A 19,846-nucleotide genomic window follows, 5' to 3' on the forward strand; every position below is an offset into this window, starting at 1 on the left:
ATGGCGGAAGACAACGATCCCGAAAGTCAAACAGAAGACCCGACGCAAAAGCGCCTCGACGATGCGCTCGAACGCGGCGACGTCGCCAAAAGCCAGGAGATCAACACCTGGTTCATGATGGCGGGTGGCACGCTCGTGGTCTCGACCTTCTCGGGCTCGGTCGGCAGCGGGCTGTTGACGCCGATGCGCAACCTGCTCGCCAATTCCTGGATGATCAAGACCGACGGCAAGGCCCTGCTCGCGCTGACGCAGCAGATCGAGTTCGCCGTGCTTGCCGCGATCGGCGTGCCCCTCTTGATGCTGGTGCTGGCGGCCATTGCCGGCAACATGCTCCAGCACCGTCTGGTGTGGTCGGCCGAGTCCCTCAAACCCAAATTCAACAAGATTTCGCCCGGCGCCGGTTTCAAGCGCATCTTCGGCAAGCAGGCGGCCGCCAATTTTCTCAAAGGCATCGGCAAGCTGGTCCTGCTCGGCGTGGTCATGACCATGATTCTGTGGCCGGAGCGGCATCGCATGGAGGCGATGGTCAGGCTCGATCCGGCGGCCATGCTCGGCGCCAGCACCAGCATGACCATTCATCTGCTCGGCGCGGTGGTCGCGGCGCTCGCGATCGTCGCCATCGCCGACTATTTCTTCCAGTACCGCAGCTGGTTCCAGCGGCAAAAGATGTCGCTTCAGGAGATCAAGGAAGAGTTCAAGCAGTCCGAAGGTGACCCGCACATCAAGGGCAAGATCAGGCAGCTGCGGCAGCAGCGCGCCAAGAAACGCATGATGGCGGCGGTTCCCAAGGCGTCCGTGATCATCACCAACCCGACCCACTATTCGGTGGCGCTGTCCTACGAGCGCGGCATGACCGCGCCGATCTGCGTCGCCAAGGGCGTCGACAACCTCGCCTTCAAGATCCGGGAGATCGCGCGCGAGCACGACATTCCGATCGTGGAGAACGTGCCGCTGGCGCGCGCGCTCTACGCCACCGTCGACATCGACCAGGAAATCCCGACCGAGCACTATCATGCCGTCGCCGAAGTCATCGGCTACGTCATGCGGCTGAAGCGCGGATTTGGCGCGGGGCGGGGATAAAACACCCGAAAAGTACCGGAAATGGCCGTAATCTGGGAATCAGCGTACCTTTCGCCCCTGCTGCCCTTGCACCTCAGGGTCCGATTCAGGCAGGGAGGACCCCACGCGCCCTGTGGCGCGTTGATTCTCTGCCGACAGGCTGCGCCAGCTCGAGATGACTGCTGAGACCGACCACGACCTCACACGCGAGCCCGTTGCGGCGCAGGAGCCGTCGCCGCGCTCGGGCAGCATCGCGCTGGTGCTGCTGGTGGCCGCCGGCCTCGTCGCGGTCGCCGTCGGGCTGATGACGCTCGGGCGCGCGCAGGCGCAGCCCTATATCCTCGGCATCCTCGCCGTGCTGGCGATGGTCGGCCTGTTCAACCTGTTCGCCTTTGCCGCCGGCATCATCCGCTTCGCCGACCGTAATCTCGACGATCCCATCATCGCTCGCATCTCCGATCACGCGTTCGACGGGCTCGCAGTCACCGATGCGCGCGGACACGTGGTCTATTCCAATGCCGCCTATCTGACCCTGACCGGCGCTAGCGGCCGGCAGGACGTGCGCCCTGTCGAGCGTGTCTTCATCGGCAACCCCGACGTCTCCGAAGCCGTGTTCCGCCTGCTCAAGGCCGCCCGCGAGGGCAAGCGCCAGCAGGAAGAGGTACGCATCTCCGGTCACGACGGCAGCCAGGGCCGCTGGCTACGCATGCGCGTGCGCCCCCTCGGCACCGGCAAGCGCGAGGCGAAATATGCGGTGTGGTCGATCGCCGACATCACCCGCGACCGCGAGCGCCAGGAGGACGTGTTCCAGGAGCTCCAGCATGCGATCGAATATCTCGATCACGCGCCGTGCGGCTTCTTCTCGGTCAATCCGGCCGGCGAGCTCGCTTATGTCAATGCGACGCTGGCGAACTGGCTCGACTACGATCTCGCGGAGATCGGCTCGGGCGGCTTGAGGCTCACCGACATCGTCTCCGGCGACGGCGCTTCGCTGCTGACCTCGATCGTGGCGGTGCCGGGCGAGGTGAAGACCGAGGTCTTCGACATCGACCTGCGTATGCGCACCGGCAAGACCATGCCGGTGCGGCTCTATCACAAGCTTGCCTTCGGCGCCGACGGCGCGCCGGGACCGTCGCGCACGCTCGTGATCAGCCGTGCCCGAGACGAGCGCAGCGATCCCGACCGCGCCGCCGAAGTCCGCTTCATGCGCTTCTTCGACCACACGCCGATGGCGATCGCCACCGTCGATCGCGCCGGCAACGTCGTGCGCGCCAACGCGCGCTACGCCAAGCTCAGTCAGGCCTTAGGCCTGGACAGCGCCTCCAAGTCGATCTTCCGGGCAGTCAATTCGCGCGACCGGCACCTCTTGATTGCGGCCATCAACCAGGCCGCCGAGGGCAAGGCCGACATCGCGCCGGTCGAGGTCGCCTTGGAAGGGACCAAGGAGCGCTGGGGCCAGTTCTTCGTCACGCCGGTGGACGCCGCCGAAAACGAGGCGGAAGCCGCCATCGTGCACATGCTCGAGACCACCGAGCGGCGCGCGCTGGAGAACCAGATCAATCAGTCCCAGAAGATGGAGACGGTCGGCCAGCTCGCCGGCGGCATCGCCCACGACTTCAACAACGTGCTGTCCGCCATCATGATGGCGAACGACTTCTTGCTGAACGCGCATAAGCCGACCGATCCGTCGTTCCAGGACATCATGCAGATCAAGCAGAACGCGACGCGGGCCGCGACCCTGGTGCGGCAGCTGCTGGCATTCTCGCGACGGCAGACGCTGCGGCCGCAGGTGCTCGATCTCGGCGACGCGCTTTCCGATCTCACCATGCTGCTGCGCCGGCTGATCGGCGAGAAGGTCAAGCTCGACCTCGTCCATGGCCGCGACCTCTGGCCGGTGAAGGTCGACGTCTCCCAATTCGAGCAGGTGATCGTCAACCTCGCGGTGAACGCGCGCGACGCCATGCCCGATGGCGGCAAGCTGATCATCCGTACCGCCAACGTCACCACCGACGACGCAGGCAAGCTCGCCTACAAGGGCATGCCGGCTGCGGATTATGTCCGGATCGAGGTTGCCGACACCGGCACCGGCATTCCCGCCGACATCCGCGACAAGATCTTTGAGCCGTTCTTCTCGACGAAGGAAGTGGGTAAAGGCACCGGCCTCGGGCTCTCCACGGTCTACGGCATCGTCAAGCAGACCGGCGGCTTTATCTACGTCGATTCCGAGCCGGGGCAGGGCACCTCGTTCCACATCTTCCTGCCACGCCATGTCGCCGAACCGGAGGTGCAGGTCGAGCAGCCCGCGGCTGTGGCCAGCGCGACCAATGGCGCCGCGAAGGAAGCAGCGCCTGCGGCGACGGAGGCCAAGCCGCGCACCGATCTCACCGGCCAGGGCACCATCCTTCTCGTCGAGGACGAAGAGGGCCTGCGCGCGCTCAATGCCCGCGGCCTGCGCTCGCGCGGCTACACCGTGGTCGAGGCCGAGAACGGTGTCGAGGCCATGGAGGTGCTGGAGGAGCAGGGCGGGGCGATCGATCTCGTCGTCTCCGACGTCGTCATGCCCGAGATGGACGGCCCGACGCTGCTGAAGGCGATGCGGGAAAAGAACCCCGACATCAAGTTCATCTTCGTCTCCGGCTACGCCGAGGACGCCTTCGAGAAGAGCCTGCCGGAAGGCCAGCAGTTCGACTTCCTGCCGAAGCCCTTCACGCTCAGCCAGCTCGTGGCGGCGGTGAAGGAGACAATGACGAAGCAGGGGTGAGGAGCGCCGTTTCCAGGTTTTCCGTCATTGCGCTGCTTCAACGCCGTCATTGCGAGGAGCTCTTGCGGCGAAGCAATCCAGACTGTCTCTGCGGAAATAGTCTGGATTGCTTCGCTTCGCTCGCAATGACGAGGAAAAAGCGGAAATCTTGTCCCAAGGGCGCCGGTAATGGGCGACCTTGGTTTCGCCGCAGGCCCGGCCAAATCCCCGTCAAATATGGGCTTTTGCCACATCCCCGCGACTGAGGGCCGCAGCCACAAGTTCCGAAACCAGCTTCACTTTTCGGGAAGTCTGCCCATCTTAGGCGCACGTCCCCATGCCGGGGATTTGGGAAACGCACATGACTTTCTCGCTACGCTCCCGCAATCTCTTCAAGACGATCGCCGTCGTGCTGGCGCTTGCGCTGCCGACCGCGCTGGCGATCTCGTCCGCCGACGCGCGCGCTGGTGGCGGCATGTCGTCGGGTTCGCGCGGTTCGCGCACCTATTCGGCACCGCCTTCGACCACAACCGCGCCGGGCTCGACCTCGCAGTTCAACCGCACCTATACCCAGCCGGGTGCAGGCATGAATTCGGCTGCTTCCGCGCCTGCGCGCGGTGGCCTGTTCGGCCGCGGCGGCGGATTCCTGGGCGGCCTTGCGGCTGGCTTCCTCGGTGCCGGCCTGCTCGGCATGCTGTTCGGCGGCGGCCTGTTCGGTGGCCTCGGCGGTCTGTCCTCGATCCTCGGCCTGATCATCCAGATCGCGCTCGTGGTGTTGGTGGTGCGGCTGGCAATGTCCTGGTGGCAGCGCCGTCACGCCCCGCGAGCGGCTTATGCCAATGCTGACGCCGGCGCAGCGCCCGGACCGCAGACGAACTATCGCAGCGGTCTTGCTGGTGGTCTTGGCGGCTTCGGCTTCGGCGCCAACAACGCGCCGCTCGAGATCAAGCCGGATGACTATGAGGCGTTCGAGCGCCTGCTCGGCGAGATCCAGACCGCCTGGTCGAACGAGGACGTGTCCAAGCTGCACACGCTCGCGACGCCGGAAATGGTCTCCTATTTCGAGCAGGATCTTGCGCAGAACCGCTCGCGCAACGTCGTCAACAAGGTCACCAACGTGAAATTGTTGCAGGGCGACCTCGCGGAATCCTGGCGCGAAGGCGAGACCGAGTACGCCACGGTGGCGCTGCGCTTCGCGCTCACCGATAAGACGGTCGACCGCAACACCGGCGCAGTCGTTGCCGGTAGCGAGCAGCCGGGCGAGGCGACCGAGATCTGGACCTTTGCCCGACGGCCGGGCACGGGCTGGGAATTGTCGGCGATCCAGCAGACCAACTGATCGCTCGCAGATTGAAGACGAAGGCGTCGTGCTCCGGCACGGCGTCTTTTTCTTTGGGCGTGTCGAAGCGCGGCCTCGGAATAAGCGGGCCGGCCTCGGGTTGAAGTCAGACGGCGAACGAAAAACATGCCTGGGAGGACAACATGATCCGTATCGAGAGACCGATAGCGATTTCAGGGCTCGCGCTCACGCTGGCGCTGCTGGCGGCGCCATCCGTGCACGCGCAGTCGGCCGACATGACGTTCTTCGTGACCTCCAGCGGCCCGGGCAAGGGCGCCGACCTTGGCGGGCTGGAGGGAGCCGATGCGCAGTGCCAGAAGCTCGCTCAGGCCGCCGGCGCCGGCACGAAGACCTGGCGCGCCTATCTCTCGACGCAGGCCGCCGATGGCAAGCCGGCCGTCAACGCCAAGGACCGCATCGGCAAGGGGCCGTGGCAGAACGCCAAGGGCGCGGTGATCGCCAAGGACGTCGCCGAGCTGCACGGCGCGAACAATCTCGCCAAGCAGACCGCGCTCAGCGAAAAGGGCGAAGTCATCAATGGTGCCGGTGACCAGCCGAACCGGCACGACATCCTCACGGGATCGCAACCGGACGGCACCGCGTTTGCCGGGCCGGACGATCGCACCTGCAAGAATTGGACGTCGAGCACGCAAGGCGCCGCGATGGTCGGCCATTTCGATCGCAAGGGCCTGCGCGACGACGAGCCTTCGAAATCTTGGAACAGCTCTCACGCCTCGCGCGGTCCTGACGGCGGCTGCTCGCAGGCCGATTTGAAGAGCACCGGCGGCGACGGCCTGCTGTATTGCTTCGCGTCGAATTGAGGCGCTCTCTCCTCCGTCATTGCGAGCGTAGCGAAGCAATCCAGATTGTCTCCGCGGAAAGACTCTGGATTGGTTCGCGTGCGCTGGCAATGACGCGCGGGGCCGGTGTTCCGCCTCATGACGACGGAACTTGCGTCGCGTGCTAGGCTTGTCCCGCGCGCGTCTCAAAGGACTGTCTCCCATGAAATACGAGCTCTACTACTGGCCTGAGATTCAGGGCCGCGGCGAATATGTGCGGCTGGCGCTGGAGGAGGCGGGGGCCGCTTACGTCGATGTCGCGCGCGGTCCGCGCGGAACGGCTGCGATGATGAAGATGATGGACGCGCATAAGGGCACGCCGCCTTTTGCGCCGCCGTTCTTGAAAGCGGGCAAGCTCGTCATCGGCCAAACCGCCAACATCCTGCTCTATCTCGGCGCCCGCCATGGGCTTGCGCCGAAGACGGAAGCCGGCAGGCTCTGGGTGCATCAGCTCCAGCTCACCATCACCGATCTCGTGGTCGAGATTCACGACACCCATCATCCGCTCGGGCCCTCGCTCTATTATGAGGATCAGAAGGCGCCGGCGAAGAAGCGCACGGCCGAGTTCTGGGACGAGCGCGTGCCGAAATATCTCGGCTATTTCGAGCAGCTTCTCGCCCAGAGCGGCGGCACCTATGTCGCCGGTCGCCGCCTGACCTATGTCGACCTCTCGCTATTCCAGATCGTCGATGGGCTGCGCTATGCGTTTCCGAAGCGCATGAAGGCGTTCGAAGCGGATGTCCCGGGCCTTGCCGGTCTGCACGACCGCATCGCCGCGCGGCCGAACATCAAGGCCTATCTCGAAAGCGAGCGCCGCATTCCCTTCAACGAGCAGGGTATCTTCCGACGCTATCGCGAGCTGGATAGTTAGCCGGTTTCGTGCAGAAGGTGAGGTGCGCTCACCAGACGCCGGGGATCAGGCGATAGCGCACCCGCGCCGCATAGTCGGTGTAGCCCGGCAAGCCCTCGCGCAACGTGCGCTCCTCGATACGGATGCGGACGACGAGCAGGACGAGGAACAGCGGTGCCATCGCCAGTCCCCACCACGAGCCCAGCAGCAGCGGCAGGCCGGCGAAGAATAGGATCATGCCGCTGTACATGGGGTGGCGCACATGGGCATAGGGGCCAGTCGAGATCACGCGCTGCGCGCGCTCGGCTTGCAGCTTCACCACGGGTGCTGCGAACGAGTTCTCCCGGAACACTGACATCGTGAACAGCGTGCAGAGCAGGAACAGCACGAAGCCGAGCACCTGCAAGGCAATCGGCATGTCGGACGCGAGCCAACGTCGGTCGAGTCCCATCACGACTAGCCACGCCAGCATCGCCGCGATCAAGGCCGTGATGAAGCCCTTGTCGGCCGGAGGCTGGTCCCTCTGGATGACCGGACGCAGACGCTCCGCCAGCAGCGCCGGATCGAGCCGGTAGAGCCACCAGCCGCAGAGCGGACCAAGCAGGGCGGAGGTGATGAGGAACACCCAGGCCGAAGGCCAATGCAGCGTGCCGGCGGACGCGAAGAGCAGCGCGCCTGTCGCGACGGTGAAGATCGTGTTCTGCAGCAAGAGGCGTGCGATCATGCGCAGCTCCCAAGCTCAAGCGCGCACAACATAGCTCCGCTATCCGGCAAAGATGCGGCCGGACGCGCCAAAAGCCCGATCGAGCGGATCGGGCGCTTTCAGCCTTGGCAAGCCTGATCAGGCGAGCTGATCGATCCGTGTGCCCTGACCCGGCGGCAGCGGCACCGGCGGCTGCGGCTTGAAGGTCGGATCCTCGTCCTTGACCTTGGTCTGATCGTCCTGCTGCTTGGTCGTGTCGTAGTTTGGTACCACGATCGCGATCGGCGGCGGCGCAACGGTGGAAACCTTCATTCGCAAATCCTCACACATGGGAACAATCGAGCCTGCCCTGCGAGGAGCGAAATTTCCTTCAAGGCAATCGTTAAAATGCGAGGGATTGGGGGTGTAGCGAGAGCTGTTCCTTCGTCCACGCTGGATGAGAGCGATGGCAAACCTCTCCTTGTCATTGCGAGGAGCTCTTGTGACGAAGCAATCCAGAGTCCCTCCGTGGAGACAACTGGATTGCTTCGCTTCGCTCGCAATGACAGTGTACGTGGTGGGCAGCGTCGCGCCACACATGCACCGCGCCGGGTGCAAAAGCGAGGCGTGCCCTATTCGTCCTTGCCGCGCGTGATGGCGATGGAAGCCTCCGTCTTGGTGCGCGTGCATTCCATGTTGAGCCGCCGATAGCGCATATTGACCTTGTCGCCGCGCAGCAGGCCCATCCGCTTCAGGCAGCGTGTCGCGCCCGTCGTGGTGTCGTCCTTCGTCACCGTGAAGACGATCGCTGCCATCGATCCGACCAGCGCATAGAACTCCGGCTTGGGCTTGCGATCACCCTTGGCGTAGAGCTCGATCGAGTATTTGTCGCCACGGCAGCCCACGGACAGCTCCTTGGCCGCCGGATGCGTCAAATAGACGACGTTGGCAGCGCGGAAATTCACCTTGAGGCGGTCGATCTGGTTCGCCAGCTCCTTGGCGCTGTCGTCACAGCGATCGGCGCGGGCAGGCGAGGAGAGGGTCACAAGACCGGTGATGGCGGCGGCGACCAGGATCGCGCCGCGGACGTTCAGTTGCAAAATCATGATGAAAAGCCCCTTAGGGCGCGCATTCAAGCGTCGGCGGACGCGAAGCGCAAGGGCGGGCAACGGCATTTCCACGAGCTGTGCCAATGCCTTCCCGAGCCCGGCCTGCCGCTCCGATGCGCACCGCTCCCTTTCTTTTCTCGCCAAAATGCGCTTAGAACGCTTCTATGCTGAGAGGCCCCGCGAGGGCCCAAAACCCCGAGATCCGCTCCATGAACGCTCCCACCGCCTTTCCCGACCAGTCCAAGCCTGTTCCGCCCTACAAGCACACCCCGCTGTTCCCGCTGGGCAAGGACGAGACGCCCTACAAGAAGATTTCGTCCGAGGGCGTCAAGGTCGAGAAGGTGCTCGGCAAGGACATGCTGGTGGTGTCACGCGAGGCGCTGCGCGCACTGTCGGAGGCGGCCTTTGGCGACATCAACCATTATCTGCGCCCCGGCCATCTGAAGCAGCTCCGCTCGATCCTGGAGGACAGTGAGGCCAGCCCGAACGACAAGTTCGTCGCGCTGGACTTTTTGAAGAACGCCAACATCGCGGCCGGCGGCGTGCTGCCGATGTGCCAGGACACCGGCACTGCGATCATCATGGGCAAGAAGGGCTGCAACGTCATCACCGACGGTGACGACGAGGCGGCGCTGTCGGAGGGCGCGCGCGACGCTTACTTGCGCCGCAATCTGCGCTACTCGCAGGTGGCGCCGCTCTCGATGTATGAAGAGAAAAACACCGCCAACAACATGCCGGCGCAGTGCGAGATCTACGCCGAGGGCCAAGGGGACTCAGCGGCCGCCTACAAGTTCATGTTCATGGCGAAGGGCGGCGGTAGCGCCAACAAGAGCTTTCTGTTCCAGGCCACGCCCTCGGTGCTGACCAAGGACCGGCTGCTCGCTTTCCTGAAGGAAAAGATCCTGACGCTGGGCACCGCGGCGTGCCCGCCTTATCACCTTGCCATCGTCATCGGCGGCACCTCGGCCGAGCTTTGCATGAAGACGGTGAAGCTCGCCTCTGCCCGCTATCTCGATGCGCTGCCGACTCACGGCTCGCCCGACGGCAATGCCTTTCGCGACGTCGAGATGGAGAAGGAAATCCACAAGATGACGCAGTCGCTCGGCGTCGGCGCGCAGTTCGGCGGAAAATATTTCTGCCACGACGTGCGCGTGATCCGCATGCCGCGCCATGGCGCTTCGCTGCCGATCGGGCTTGGCGTGTCGTGCTCGGCCGACCGCCAGGTGCTCGGCAAGATCACCAAGGACGGCGTTTATCTCGAGGAGCTCGAGCACAATCCGGCGCAATATCTGCCGCAGGTCGAGCAGTCGCTCGGCGGCGAGGTGGTCAAGATCGATCTCAACCAGCCGATGAAGGACATCCTGGCGACGTTCTCGAAATATCCGATCAAGACGCGGGTCTCGATGACCGGCACCATGATCGTCGCGCGCGATAGCGCCCATGCCAAGCTGCGCGAGCGGCTGGAGAAGGGCGAGCCGCTGCCGGATTATTTCAAGAACCACCCGGTCTATTACGCTGGTCCCGCCAAAACGCCCGAGGGCTACGCCTCCGGCGCGTTCGGTCCGACCACCGCGGGCCGCATGGATTCCTTCGTCGACCAGTTCCAGGCCGCGGGCGGCTCGATGGTGATGGTGGCCAAGGGCAACCGCGCGCCGGCCGTGCGCGAGGCCTGCAAGAAATACGGCGGCTTCTACCTCGGCTCGATCGGCGGCGCCGCGGCGAACCTCGCCGAGCACTGCATCAAGAAGGTCGAGGTGCTCGAATATCCCGAGCTCGGCATGGAAGCGATCTGGCGCATCGAAGTCGTGGACTTCCCGGCGTTCATCATCATCGACGACAAGGGCAACGACTTCTTCAAGGAGTTGAATCTGGGCTGATCGGGTTCAGCGTCGTCCGGCGTTCCCGGACCGGCGGACGACGCGGCCTGCGCTCAGCGCTTGATCCTGAACGATATTGCGCCCCCGTTTTCGACGCCGTCGAACATGACGAGGACGCGAAAGCTGGTGGCGTCCTCCTCGAGGGGAAGCAGAATTTCCGCTTTGGCGCCTTTCTCCACCTTGCTCAGATCAAGGGTAGCCAATGGCTTGGCAGCCGTCTCGCTGCGCCCGTCCCACAGCCAGATGGTATAGGGAACCTCTTCCTCGCGCGTCGGGCCTGCGAGTATCAGCAGACCGTCCCTGACCACGGCGAGATCCCGGATTCCGGTATGCTTGCCGAGTTCGAGCGCGGCGGTGTCGGATTTGAGATCGTCATGCTTGGTGAAGAGCGCATTTGCATCGACGCTGACGACGTAGGCGTGACGCTTCAGCGAAGGACCTCGCAGTCCGAAATACATGCGGTCGTTTCTGACTGCAATTCCTTCGATGTTGATACCACCTTTCGCAAGCGGCTCGTCGAAATACGCCTCGACGAGGTCGTCGTTCTTGAGCACCTTGCGCAGGCGCGAGCTCGCCTCCACGCCGTCCACGCTTTCGGCGTTAGGCTTGGTCTTGGGAGCTCCGGTGTTCGGATCCACGGCGATCCGAAACACGGTGTAACTCGACAGGTTTTTCTCGTCGCTGTGTCGGCTTCGGCCATGCGAGCCGGTCACATAGAAGAAGCCCTCGCTATAAGCGGCGCCCTCGGCATCGGGGTCGTCGTCATCGTCCGACAGCCGGATGAGATCCTTCGGAACGAGGAGGTTGCCTTCGATCGAGAAGAACTGCGCATATTTCTTCTCGTCATTGGCAATCAGGCATGACGTGAATTTGGGCGTGGTCGGGACGCACGCTGCGCCGCTCAGGTTCATGCGCGGCTTTTTCTTGAGCTCGTCGTTGCTGTCTTTTTCAAAGATCGAGGCGGGCTTCCAGGTCGTTGCCTCCGGAGCAACCTTCGGCGGCAAATGCTCGCCGCGCGCGGCCGGCATGGTTGCTACCAAGAGAGTGCAGACAAACGCCGCGGACACTGATCGGTGAGTTAAACGCGCGATGCTATCAGACATTTTTGCCTCCCGGGCGTCATCCCCGGATACAATCCTGAATTGCATAAAAGGCAAGGGAGAGAATGTCGCGGAGCGCTCGCTTGGGTCAGCTGCAATTCGTGACTTGGTTGGAGCACAACGCGCGCCACCAGCCGCGGACGCCGTCATGGCTCTCGACTAGGCCCCAATGGCCGCTGCAGGCGAGCAGGCGCTTCGGCCCGCCGTCGCCGTCAATCGGACCGCCGAGCTCGCGCTGGGCGGGCGTCCATTTGGCGTCGATGAAAGGCGCCTGAAACAGACCGCCCGCGCGCGTGTAGCCATTGGCGTAATTCGCGCCGACTTTATTGGACGCAACCCAGCCGCGTCCGGCATAGGGCTTTGGCGCGCTGCGCGGATATCGCTTCTCGTCCTCATAGTCCTTGCCGGGCGGCCTAGCGCCTTCGATCAGGAACCAGCCGTCCCTAAAGCCGATGATGCGGAATTCAGTCAGCCAGCCGCCCTCGGGCGTGTTCTCAGCGCCACCAAGTTTGAGCCGGTAGGGCGGCGGCAAGGTGCCGAGCACGCGCGCCTTGACCGACGGCTCGGCACGCACGTTGAGGCCGCTGGGGTCCTTGTCGATGGACCAGGCGCCGAGATCGCACGGCTCGGTGCCATCAGGCAGCGTCGAGCGTTTGGCGGCCAGCTCGGCGTGCAGCCTGGCGAAATCGTTGTCGTCGTTGTCAGGATCCGGCTCGGTGCGCGGCTTCAGCTCGGCTGACGTTGCCCGCGTCCCATCCGCCGTCAGCGTGACGACCAGAGCCTGGCGCGCCGCAAAGGCGCTTTCCGGTGTCTTCGGATCGTTGGATGTCGCGGGGTAGACCGCGAGATAGCCGGTCGAACCTTCGGTTCGATAAGCGGTGCCGGCAACATAGCCCGTCGGCACCAGGGCGAGCGCGCTTGCGCGCCACGCTGGTTCGCTGTCATCGGCGCGCGCCGCTTGTGTCGCAACATACAGGATTGTCGCCGCGATGAGACGAAGCGTACGCATCGGCGCGGCGTGCGTTACGCCCGCGCGCCAGTGAACGGGAAGCTGCCCATCGGACCGACGCCCATCTCGCCGCTGATGCTGTCGCCGGAGACCGTGCCGGTGAATTCGAGCGTGAGCGGCATCGGGTTGGTAATCGAGACCTTCCAGGAGACGTTGTTGCCAGAGACGGTGCCGTCGAAGATCTCGGCGGTATTACCTTCCGCGCCCTGCGTGCCCGTGAGCGTGCCGTCCGCAGCCGTCAGGCTCAGCGTCGCCTGGCGCTCGCCCATCGGCGTCGTCATGGTCAGATTCCAGTTGCCGTCTACGGCCATTCCCGTCTCCCGAACAAATTTCGGCGGTCCGCGACGATCCGCGGCCGTCCGGAGCGAGCCTATAGCCCAACTCGCAGTCCCTGCCTAACCCTGCGATAGGGCATTTAGGCGCGGGCGGCGGCGCGCCGGCGGCTGGTGACGATAAGGCGCAGCACCACATACTGCACGGCGAAGGCCAGGATCTTGGTGCCGCCGGCAACCACGGTGATGTAGAACGCCCACAGCTTCAGATCGCCCGTGGAGGCGACCAAGATCATGCCGGCGCCGATCACGAACATCAGCCCCGCCCAGGCATAGCCTGCAGCCGTGACATATTCCGGAACGGTTTCGGCGACGATCAGCGGCATGTAGCGCAACATCCAGCCGCGCTTGAGCATGATGAGGCCGATCGCGAAATGCGCGATCGAGGGTTTTGCCAGCATGAAGCGCGGATCATTGGTCAGCAGCGTGACCGTGCCCAGCACGACGACCAGCGCGAGGCTCGCATAGGTCATGTAGTTGAGCGGCTGCCCCTTGACGCGGGCGTAGATCACCTGCGCGATCGCTCCGGCGATCGCCACCGACGTCGCCAGGATGACGTTGTCGGTGATGAGGTAGACGGCCAGGAAGACGATAGCGGAGAGGAAGTCGGAGGCGAGGCGGGCGAATACGTCCTTCATCGTCGATCCTGTTCAGCGGGCGTCGGGAAGAGCGCGGGCGGGCGTACCGTACTTGATCTGGCGATACTCGGGATACCACTTTGTGAAGTAGATCGCACTGTTGCGGGCGGCGAAGGCGACCGCAAGGCTCGACCAAAGCGGCAGGCCGGGGACGTAGAGCAGCACGAGATTGGCGGTCGCCATCAACAGCGCTGCTGCTGTCCAAGCGGCGGTGATGATGTAATTGGCGCGGAGAAAGCCCGGCATTGCCGCGGTCTCGGCCGGCACCGACTCAAGCGCATATTGCAGCGTGAAGGGATGGCGGACTAGCATCGAGCCGAGCGAGATCAGGAACATGCCGATATCGACCAACAGCTTGATGCGGAGCGTATCGATTGCGGGGTCGAACAGCGCGAGGGAGAGGCCGATTGCCGCGAACATGACGGCCGAGCCTACCGCGAGGATCTTGACCGAGCGGCCGCGCACCACATCGATCGCGATGGTAGCAAGACAGATCGCGCTGGCCGCGAACACGCTGGTCATGGCCGAGGTCACCAGCATCAGGAAGGTGAAAGCGCCATAGGGCGCGAGGATCAGGAAAATCGTCATGAGCCGCCTCGATCAGGCCAATCTTTACGATGTAAAGATCAATAGTTCAGAGGCGAAACCGGGTCAAGCAAAATCTTTACAGCGTCAAAATAACGTAGGCGACCTCCAAAAGATGGAGTGCTGCAACGACTTGGTCGGATGCTTCGTCGGCCAATTCTGCCCAGGGCAGGCGCGACAAGAGCGGCAGCGCGGCGGCGGCCAGCAGGCCGAGGCAGAGCAGGATGCCGCCGTTGAAGACGGTATGGCGGCTCCGCTGCAACCGGATCATCTGAAAAGCGAGTGCAGCGCCGGTGAAGGCGAGGACGGAAAGGCAGTCTGCGGAGATCGAGGGCATGTGTACGGAAAACTCCTCTTTCGACATTCGGGGGCGCGCCTCAGCGCGAGCCCGGAATGACGAGAGCTACGCCGCTCCCACCCAATTGCCGTGGAAGCCGTCGGGCACGCGGTGGCCGAGCTGCACCAATGCGGCTGGGCCGGCCTCGATGTCGGTGGCATTGAACACGGCGAGATCGCTGCGGTTCTCCCGCGCGCGCCAGACCACCGCGAGCAGCCAGCCGTCGCCCTCGACCGCATCTTTCGACCGCTCGACGAAAACAGGCTCGGAGATGGTGTCGCCGACCGGCAGCAGATAATGGCCGAGCCGCCTGCCGTTGCCGTCGACATGGACGATGCCTGAGAGCGCGCCGAACATCGGCAGCTTCGGATTGGCGCAGGCGTACCAGCCGTGGCGGCTCTTCAGCCCGGCGCGGCGATCGTCGATGCGCGGGAATTCGCCGGTGAGATCGTCGAGATATGTTTGCTGGAAACGGTCGGTATTGCCTGAGAGATCGAAGGTCCAACGACAGTGGCGAGCGCGCGATTTTTCCGGATCCGTCGGCCGGCCGTCGGGATGCGGAAACAGCGGCGCTTCCTCGAACTGCATGACGTCAGCGACGATGCGGTCGCCGTCCTCCCACGCATTCATGACGTGGAAGACGTAGCAGGCCTCGGCACGAAACCAGACGATGTCCTTCGCCGTGCCGCTGCGCTTCATCACCCCGACATAGGCGCCTTTGTCCGGCTCCCAGGCATAGGGCGGGCGTCCGCTCATCGCGCGCTCCATGCTGCCGGTGATGGGCAGGATGGGAAACAGCACATGGTTCGCGGTGACGATGAAGTCGTGCACCATGCTGGCATAGGGGGCGTCGAACCGCTCGAAGCGCGTCGCCTTGCCTGTGGCGTCGATCGATCCGTAGGAGAGGGCAGGGGTCAACGGACCTGCGGCATTGTAGCCGAAGAACACGAGCTCGCCCGTCACGGGATCGATCTTCGGATGCGCGGTGAAGCTGCCGGCGAGGCGGCCCTGGTAATTGTAATAGCCGCGCGTCGCCAGCGTGCCTGGCTCGATCTCGGTCGGCAGATGGGCTTCTTCTAGCGCCAGCAGCTTGCCGGCATGGAAGATGATGTTGGTGTTGGCGACGCCGCCGTCGGTCAGGTTGGCCGGTGCATCCGGCAGCTTGCGGCCGAAGCCGCCGAACAGCGCGCGGCCGGCGTCGTGCTCGGCGAGCCATTTCGGCGTGCGGACCCAGCGGTTGCGGTAGCTGGCGCGGCCGTTCTCGAGATGAAAGGCGTGCAGCATGCCGTCGCCGACGAACCAGTGCGCGCCAGGCGAATCGAACTTCGGATTGGGGCCGTTGCGATAGAGCGTGCCGTTCAACTCGCGCGGCAATTCGCCGACGATCTTCAGGAAGGGTGCGTCGGCCTCGAACGGGATCGGCGCGATATTGTTGCGGCGCTCGGCCATGGCGTCGTGCTGCACGGCGTATCCTCCCTCATCTTTACATCGTAAAGATCGGATAGAGCTGATCGCAGCTTTCGTCAAGCAAAATCTTTACACTGTCAATATTGCGTCATATAGCTTGCAAATGGGCAAGACCGATACCAAGGGCGAAGCGGCGCGAAGCTCGCGTGCCCCCAGAAGAACGACATCGACTGCGGCATCGCGTCCGGCACGCCGCGCGACGACCGAGACGCCGTATCATCACGGCGCTCTGCGCGAAGCGCTGCTCCAGGCCGCCGAACGGGTGCTGGAGCGCGACGGGCTTGCCGGCCTGACCTTGCGCGCGGTGGCGCGCGAAGCGGGCGTCTCGCATGCCGCGCCGACGCACCATTTCGGCGATCTCACCGGTCTGCTCAGCGAGCTTGCGGCTGTCGGCTTCCGCCAGTTCAACGAAGCGATGGCCTCGTCCTGCGAGGCCGCGACCTCGCCGCTCGAACGCGCATTGGCGCGGCCGAAAGCCTATGTCGCCTATGCCCAGGCCCATCCCGGCATGTACGGCATCATGTTCCGGACCGAGCGGCTCGATTATTCCAGGCCGTCGCTGCACGAGGCCGCAGAAGCCTCTTTCGCCGGGCTTGCGAATGCCATCGCCACCATGCGGCAGGAGCGGATCAGCGGCGATACGCTGACGCTAGAGCAGGGCGCCGCGATCGCGCGGGCCTGGTCGATGGTGCATGGCTTCACCATGCTGCTGCTCGACGGCCGGCTCGAGGACATCCTCGAGCGGCTACCCGAGGGTACGACGGCGGAGCGTCTGCTCGAGGCGATGCTGACGGCGCCGGTGACCTCAAAACTTCCCGTGTAGCGGCTGTTGAACCGAAGGCTAGCGCATGGTCGCGAGCTCGACGGCGCGGCCGCGCGAGCCGATGATCTTCACCTCGTCCTTGCCGCACGTGAAGTCGCGGGCGAAATCGTCCGCGGCCTTGCGCGCAAGCTCGTTGGCGTTGGGATTGGCGAAGGCATCGAGATAGGCGACATGACAGACCGGACCTGGCGGCAGCCGGGTCACCACGAGCATGGCCTTGGTGTTCGGCCGCCCCTGTCTGTCAGGATCGCCGTTGTCGGCGATGTGCCAGCGCTGGATCATCGCAAACGGCTTTGCGCCGGCAGCGCGCCATTCGACGGTGGTCTCCGACGAATTGAACGGCGCGAACCAGACCTCGGCCGCCGGTTCCTCGGCGGCTTGCTTACGATTGCGGCCGACCGACACGGTCTCGCGAAGATCGTCCTCGGCAATCAGCACCATCAGGCCGTCCTTGCCCGGACACAGCCGCGTGGTGCTGCCGTCGAGCGCGCTGGGCTTGCCGATCTGGCGGCAATCTTTCGGTGCCGTCGAGGTGTAGGTGCTGCCTATGGGCTGGGCGTCGGCGCTGTTTGGGCCGATGCAAGTCATCAAGATAGCCAAGCCGGTGCCGGTAATGCGGTTCATATGCGGCTTCGAGGCAGTGGGAACTCCGTACCATCAGACGTCTTGATTGTGGGCAAGGTTCAAACAATGACGGGATATACCTGACAGCGGCGCGGAATCGTTCTAGAAGAGCGGCTTCGCTTTAAGCCGATCCGGCCTTGTTCGCGTTCTCATTCCCTTGATCATGCCAGCCACGTCCAACAAACCTTATCGCGTCGGCCGCTCCAAGACCGGGCTCGGCCTCTTCGCCACCAAGCCGATCAAAAAGGGCACCCGGATCATCCGCTATTTCGGACCGATCCTGGACTCGCGGATTCCCGAGCAGGACGAGATCGAGAACAAGTATCTGTTCGAGCTCAACGGCCGCTGGACCATCGACGGCTCCGTGCGCAAGAACCTCGCCCGCTACATCAATCATTCGTGCCGGCCGAACGCCGAGTCCGATGTCCGGCCGCGCGAGCGCAAGGTCTATATCCGGGCCATCAAGAACATTGAGCCGGGCGACGAGATCAACTACGATTACGGCACCGACTATTTCAAGGCCTATCTGAAGCCGATCGGCTGCAAGTGCGAGTCCTGCGAGAGGAAGCGCAAGAAGCTGCGCGCCGAGGCGCGGGCCGAACGCGCCAAGGTGAAGGCGCGTGGCGAGCGCAAAGCGGGAAAAAAAGCGCCGGCAAAAGCGGCCAAAAAGAAGAAGCTCAACGGCCACACTGTCGGCAAGACCAACGGCCGCGCGCGGGCGTAGCTTCCCGCCGTCATGCCCCGGCTTGACCGGGGCATCCAGTACGCCGCAGCACCTCCGCATACAACGACGGCCTCTGGAATACTGGGTCGGCCGGGCGACGACGGCGCGTGGTGAGGGGACGAGCGAGCCTCACGCCGCGACCACACCCGCACTCTTCCGTAATCCCACATATTGCAGCTCCGCGAACACGCCGGTCGCGACCGCCTGGGCTACGACCATGAGCTCACCGGCGAGGTTGGGCGACACCGCGCCCGAGAACAGCAGCGCGATACTGCCGACCGTCCAGGCCGCGTTGCCGATCACGACCAGCAGGACGAGCGGCTTCGCCACCGTGGCCCGCGAGGCGAGCCAGCCCACCAGGGCGGTGTAGGCGATCAGGAACAGGCCTGTCTCGCGCAGCAGCACTTCGGGCAGGTTGAACATCGCCGCGAACGTGCCTGCACCGAAAGTGAAGCCGAGGGCGGCGACGCCGCTGAAGATGGTATCGGCGAGAAGCGCGCGGCGCAGGAAGGTGGATGCATCGATCATCGTAGGTCTCCTTGCTTGGGCTGGGTGGAATTCAATGCAGTCCGCGCCACCAGGCGCGGAGCAGGCGGGCGAGGCGGAACGGGCAGAGGCCCTTTGCGACGCCGTGCTCGAAGGCGACGACCTGTGCGACCACATAGTCGCCGGTCGAGTGAACCAAGGGCTCGGGCATGTTGAGGCTGCGGGCCAGCATCCGCGTGGCGAAGCTCATGGCCCAGGGGACGAGGTGGTCTGCGATGGTCCGGTAGAGCAGCAGCGCAATCATGGATCTCTCCTGTTGCGACCCAGGATGCGCGCGCCGGCACCTCATTTCGATTACCTCGTGGGTAATGGAAGGGCCGAAATCCGCATGTTAGGTTTCGGTCATGAACGCACATGCATCCACAGCACGGACCGAACGCAGCCAGCCGATTCATATCGGCGATCATTTGCGCGAATGGCGGCAGCGCCGCCGCATGAGCCAGCTCGATCTCGCGGGCGAAGCCGAGATCTCGGCGCGGCACCTGAGCTTCGTCGAGACCGGCCGCGCCGCGCCCTCGCGCGACATGGTGCTCAGACTCGCCGAGCGTCTCGAGGTGCCTTTGCGCGAACGCAACGTGCTGCTGGTCGCCGCCGGCTACGCGCCGGCGTTCCCGCAGCGCCCACTGGAGGATCCCGCCTTGAAATCAGCCCGTCAGGCGATCGACCTCGTGTTGAAAGCGCATGAGCCCAATCCCGCACTTGCGGTGGACAGGCACTGGAACCTGGTCTCGGCCAACCGCATGGTGGCGCCGCTGCTCGAGGGCATCCCGCAGCGTCTGCTCGGCCAGCCGTTCAACGTGCTGCGGCTCGCCTTTCATCCCGAGGCGCTGGCGCCGCGCACGGCCAATCTCGCCGAATGGTGCGGACACCTTTTGGAACGGCTGCACCGCCAATGCGAGGCGACGGCCGATCCCGAGTTGATCAAGCTCTACAACGATCTCAAGAGCTATCCCATTCCGGCCCGATCTACGCCGCTATCGAGCGACAATGTCGCGATCCCCTTCAAGCTGCGGCATGGCGGGGAGATCCTTAGTTTCTTCTCCACCACCATGGTGTTCGGCACGCCCGTGGACATCACGTTGTCGGAGCTCGCGCTGGAGACCTTCTTCCCAGCGGACGAGCGCACCGCCGAGCGGCTGAAGCAGATGGCGGCCGGGCTGCGATAG

At 64.3% G+C, this 19,846-nt stretch carries 22 protein-coding genes; 9 read left to right on the plus strand and 13 right to left on the minus strand.

What is annotated here, in order from left to right:
- From flhB to P6U29_RS16070, 5 genes are all read left to right on the plus strand, one after another.
- Positions 1–1,080 carry a flagellar biosynthesis protein FlhB gene (gene flhB, locus P6U29_RS16050; protein ID WP_407118470.1) on the plus strand — a complete coding sequence of 360 codons (1,080 nt, stop codon included), beginning with the start codon at positions 1–3 and terminating at the stop codon, positions 1,078–1,080.
- A 154-nt stretch (positions 1,081–1,234) separates the two neighbouring features.
- On the plus strand, positions 1,235–3,820 hold the full coding sequence (cckA, locus tag P6U29_RS16055) for a cell cycle histidine kinase CckA (protein ID WP_407118471.1): 2,586 nt from the start codon (positions 1,235–1,237) through the stop codon (positions 3,818–3,820).
- A gap of 316 nt (positions 3,821–4,136) precedes the next feature.
- On the plus strand, positions 4,137–5,138 hold the full coding sequence (locus tag P6U29_RS16060; RefSeq protein WP_407118472.1) for a Tim44 domain-containing protein: 1,002 nt from the start codon (positions 4,137–4,139) through the stop codon (positions 5,136–5,138).
- 143 nt (positions 5,139–5,281) lie between these two features.
- The gene (locus P6U29_RS16065) at positions 5,282–5,959 is read left to right on the plus strand and encodes a lectin (protein WP_407118473.1); all 678 of its coding nucleotides are present in this window, start codon (positions 5,282–5,284) and stop codon (positions 5,957–5,959) included.
- A 181-nt stretch (positions 5,960–6,140) separates the two neighbouring features.
- Entirely contained in the window at positions 6,141–6,848 is a 708-nt protein-coding gene (locus P6U29_RS16070) for a glutathione S-transferase (RefSeq protein ID WP_407118474.1), read from the plus strand.
- Positions 6,849–6,876: 28 nt separating this feature from the next.
- Here the strand turns inward: P6U29_RS16070 and P6U29_RS16075 are convergent, their stop codons facing one another.
- The 3 genes from P6U29_RS16075 to P6U29_RS16085 form a co-directional block, all read right to left on the minus strand.
- Positions 6,877–7,551: a methyltransferase family protein gene (locus tag P6U29_RS16075; protein WP_407118475.1), complete on the minus strand. Its 675-nt coding sequence runs from the start codon at positions 7,549–7,551 to the stop codon at positions 6,877–6,879.
- A 117-nt stretch (positions 7,552–7,668) separates the two neighbouring features.
- Positions 7,669–7,842 carry a hypothetical protein gene (locus P6U29_RS16080; RefSeq protein WP_407118476.1) on the minus strand — a complete coding sequence of 58 codons (174 nt, stop codon included), beginning with the start codon at positions 7,840–7,842 and terminating at the stop codon, positions 7,669–7,671.
- Positions 7,843–8,141: 299 nt separating this feature from the next.
- Entirely contained in the window at positions 8,142–8,615 is a 474-nt protein-coding gene (locus P6U29_RS16085; RefSeq protein ID WP_407118477.1) for a hypothetical protein, read from the minus strand.
- A 212-nt stretch (positions 8,616–8,827) separates the two neighbouring features.
- On the opposite strand from P6U29_RS16085, the gene P6U29_RS16090 reads away from it, so the two are divergent.
- Positions 8,828–10,495, plus strand: a complete 1,668-nt coding sequence (locus P6U29_RS16090) for a fumarate hydratase (protein WP_407118478.1) — start codon at positions 8,828–8,830, stop codon at positions 10,493–10,495.
- Positions 10,496–10,548: 53 nt separating this feature from the next.
- On the opposite strand, the gene P6U29_RS16095 is transcribed toward P6U29_RS16090, so the two are convergent.
- The 7 genes from P6U29_RS16095 to P6U29_RS16125 all read right to left on the minus strand — a co-directional run bounded on the left by P6U29_RS16095 (position 10,549) and on the right by P6U29_RS16125 (position 15,960).
- A complete protein-coding gene (locus tag P6U29_RS16095) occupies positions 10,549–11,745 on the minus strand; it encodes a DUF3616 domain-containing protein (RefSeq protein ID WP_407118479.1) in 1,197 nt (398 codons plus the stop codon).
- Positions 11,684–12,604, minus strand: coding sequence for an SH3 domain-containing protein (locus tag P6U29_RS16100; RefSeq protein ID WP_407118480.1), 921 nt, complete (start codon positions 12,602–12,604; stop codon positions 11,684–11,686). The genes P6U29_RS16095 and P6U29_RS16100 overlap by 62 nt, the downstream gene beginning before the upstream one ends.
- A 14-nt stretch (positions 12,605–12,618) precedes the next feature.
- On the minus strand, positions 12,619–12,915 hold the full coding sequence (locus tag P6U29_RS16105; RefSeq protein WP_407118481.1) for a hypothetical protein: 297 nt from the start codon (positions 12,913–12,915) through the stop codon (positions 12,619–12,621).
- Between the two features lie 104 nt (positions 12,916–13,019).
- Complete coding sequence (locus P6U29_RS16110) at positions 13,020–13,574, minus strand: inner membrane-spanning protein YciB (protein WP_407118482.1); 555 nt, start codon at positions 13,572–13,574, stop codon at positions 13,020–13,022.
- A 12-nt stretch (positions 13,575–13,586) separates the two neighbouring features.
- Positions 13,587–14,162: a hypothetical protein gene (locus tag P6U29_RS16115; protein WP_407118483.1), complete on the minus strand. Its 576-nt coding sequence runs from the start codon at positions 14,160–14,162 to the stop codon at positions 13,587–13,589.
- Positions 14,163–14,238: 76 nt separating this feature from the next.
- The gene (locus P6U29_RS16120) at positions 14,239–14,523 is read right to left on the minus strand and encodes a hypothetical protein (RefSeq protein WP_407118484.1); all 285 of its coding nucleotides are present in this window, start codon (positions 14,521–14,523) and stop codon (positions 14,239–14,241) included.
- A gap of 39 nt (positions 14,524–14,562) precedes the next feature.
- Positions 14,563–15,960, minus strand: coding sequence for a carotenoid oxygenase family protein (locus tag P6U29_RS16125; RefSeq protein WP_407118485.1), 1,398 nt, complete (start codon positions 15,958–15,960; stop codon positions 14,563–14,565).
- 106 nt (positions 15,961–16,066) lie between these two features.
- On the opposite strand from P6U29_RS16125, the gene P6U29_RS16130 reads away from it, so the two are divergent.
- Positions 16,067–16,786, plus strand: a complete 720-nt coding sequence (locus P6U29_RS16130; protein WP_407118486.1) for a TetR/AcrR family transcriptional regulator — start codon at positions 16,067–16,069, stop codon at positions 16,784–16,786.
- An 18-nt stretch (positions 16,787–16,804) separates the two neighbouring features.
- On the opposite strand, the gene P6U29_RS16135 is transcribed toward P6U29_RS16130, so the two are convergent.
- The gene (locus tag P6U29_RS16135; protein WP_407118487.1) at positions 16,805–17,410 is read right to left on the minus strand and encodes a hypothetical protein; all 606 of its coding nucleotides are present in this window, start codon (positions 17,408–17,410) and stop codon (positions 16,805–16,807) included.
- 163 nt (positions 17,411–17,573) lie between these two features.
- On the opposite strand from P6U29_RS16135, the gene P6U29_RS16140 reads away from it, so the two are divergent.
- Positions 17,574–18,134, plus strand: a complete 561-nt coding sequence (locus P6U29_RS16140) for an SET domain-containing protein (protein ID WP_407118488.1) — start codon at positions 17,574–17,576, stop codon at positions 18,132–18,134.
- A gap of 129 nt (positions 18,135–18,263) precedes the next feature.
- Here the strand turns inward: P6U29_RS16140 and P6U29_RS16145 are convergent, their stop codons facing one another.
- Both P6U29_RS16145 and P6U29_RS16150 read right to left on the minus strand, forming a co-directional pair.
- A complete protein-coding gene (locus tag P6U29_RS16145; RefSeq protein WP_407118489.1) occupies positions 18,264–18,662 on the minus strand; it encodes a hypothetical protein in 399 nt (132 codons plus the stop codon).
- Between the two features lie 31 nt (positions 18,663–18,693).
- Entirely contained in the window at positions 18,694–18,924 is a 231-nt protein-coding gene (locus P6U29_RS16150; RefSeq protein WP_407118490.1) for a hypothetical protein, read from the minus strand.
- Between the two features lie 100 nt (positions 18,925–19,024).
- On the opposite strand from P6U29_RS16150, the gene P6U29_RS16155 reads away from it, so the two are divergent.
- A complete protein-coding gene (locus tag P6U29_RS16155; protein WP_407118491.1) occupies positions 19,025–19,846 on the plus strand; it encodes a helix-turn-helix domain-containing protein in 822 nt (273 codons plus the stop codon).

Source organism: Bradyrhizobium sp. LMG 9283, from assembly GCF_045571415.1.
GTDB lineage: Bacteria > Pseudomonadota > Alphaproteobacteria > Rhizobiales > Xanthobacteraceae > Bradyrhizobium.

Bases quoted from the DNA above. Each gene is read 5' to 3' on its own strand.
- P6U29_RS16085 (WP_407118477.1), bottom strand. From the start codon at position 8,615: ATGATTTTGCAACTGAACGTCCGCGGCGCGATCCTGGTCGCCGCCGCC.
- P6U29_RS16060 (WP_407118472.1), top strand. From the start codon at position 4,137: ATGCCGGGGATTTGGGAAACGCACATGACTTTCTCGCTACGCTCCCGC.
- P6U29_RS16100 (WP_407118480.1), bottom strand. From the start codon at position 12,604: ATGCGTACGCTTCGTCTCATCGCGGCGACAATCCTGTATGTTGCGACA.
- flhB (WP_407118470.1), top strand. From the start codon at position 1: ATGGCGGAAGACAACGATCCCGAAAGTCAAACAGAAGACCCGACGCAA.
- P6U29_RS16070 (WP_407118474.1), top strand. From the start codon at position 6,141: ATGAAATACGAGCTCTACTACTGGCCTGAGATTCAGGGCCGCGGCGAA.
- P6U29_RS16105 (WP_407118481.1), bottom strand. From the start codon at position 12,915: ATGGCCGTAGACGGCAACTGGAATCTGACCATGACGACGCCGATGGGC.
- P6U29_RS16110 (WP_407118482.1), bottom strand. From the start codon at position 13,574: ATGAAGGACGTATTCGCCCGCCTCGCCTCCGACTTCCTCTCCGCTATC.
- P6U29_RS16065 (WP_407118473.1), top strand. From the start codon at position 5,282: ATGATCCGTATCGAGAGACCGATAGCGATTTCAGGGCTCGCGCTCACG.
- P6U29_RS16095 (WP_407118479.1), bottom strand. From the start codon at position 11,745: ATGACGGCGTCCGCGGCTGGTGGCGCGCGTTGTGCTCCAACCAAGTCA.
- P6U29_RS16090 (WP_407118478.1), top strand. From the start codon at position 8,828: ATGAACGCTCCCACCGCCTTTCCCGACCAGTCCAAGCCTGTTCCGCCC.
- P6U29_RS16130 (WP_407118486.1), top strand. From the start codon at position 16,067: ATGGGCAAGACCGATACCAAGGGCGAAGCGGCGCGAAGCTCGCGTGCC.
- P6U29_RS16120 (WP_407118484.1), bottom strand. From the start codon at position 14,523: ATGTCGAAAGAGGAGTTTTCCGTACACATGCCCTCGATCTCCGCAGAC.
- P6U29_RS16080 (WP_407118476.1), bottom strand. From the start codon at position 7,842: ATGAAGGTTTCCACCGTTGCGCCGCCGCCGATCGCGATCGTGGTACCA.
- cckA (WP_407118471.1), top strand. From the start codon at position 1,235: ATGACTGCTGAGACCGACCACGACCTCACACGCGAGCCCGTTGCGGCG.
- P6U29_RS16115 (WP_407118483.1), bottom strand. From the start codon at position 14,162: ATGACGATTTTCCTGATCCTCGCGCCCTATGGCGCTTTCACCTTCCTG.
- P6U29_RS16140 (WP_407118488.1), top strand. From the start codon at position 17,574: ATGCCAGCCACGTCCAACAAACCTTATCGCGTCGGCCGCTCCAAGACC.
- P6U29_RS16150 (WP_407118490.1), bottom strand. From the start codon at position 18,924: ATGATTGCGCTGCTGCTCTACCGGACCATCGCAGACCACCTCGTCCCC.
- P6U29_RS16145 (WP_407118489.1), bottom strand. From the start codon at position 18,662: ATGATCGATGCATCCACCTTCCTGCGCCGCGCGCTTCTCGCCGATACC.
- P6U29_RS16075 (WP_407118475.1), bottom strand. From the start codon at position 7,551: ATGATCGCACGCCTCTTGCTGCAGAACACGATCTTCACCGTCGCGACA.
- P6U29_RS16135 (WP_407118487.1), bottom strand. From the start codon at position 17,410: ATGAACCGCATTACCGGCACCGGCTTGGCTATCTTGATGACTTGCATC.
- P6U29_RS16155 (WP_407118491.1), top strand. From the start codon at position 19,025: ATGAACGCACATGCATCCACAGCACGGACCGAACGCAGCCAGCCGATT.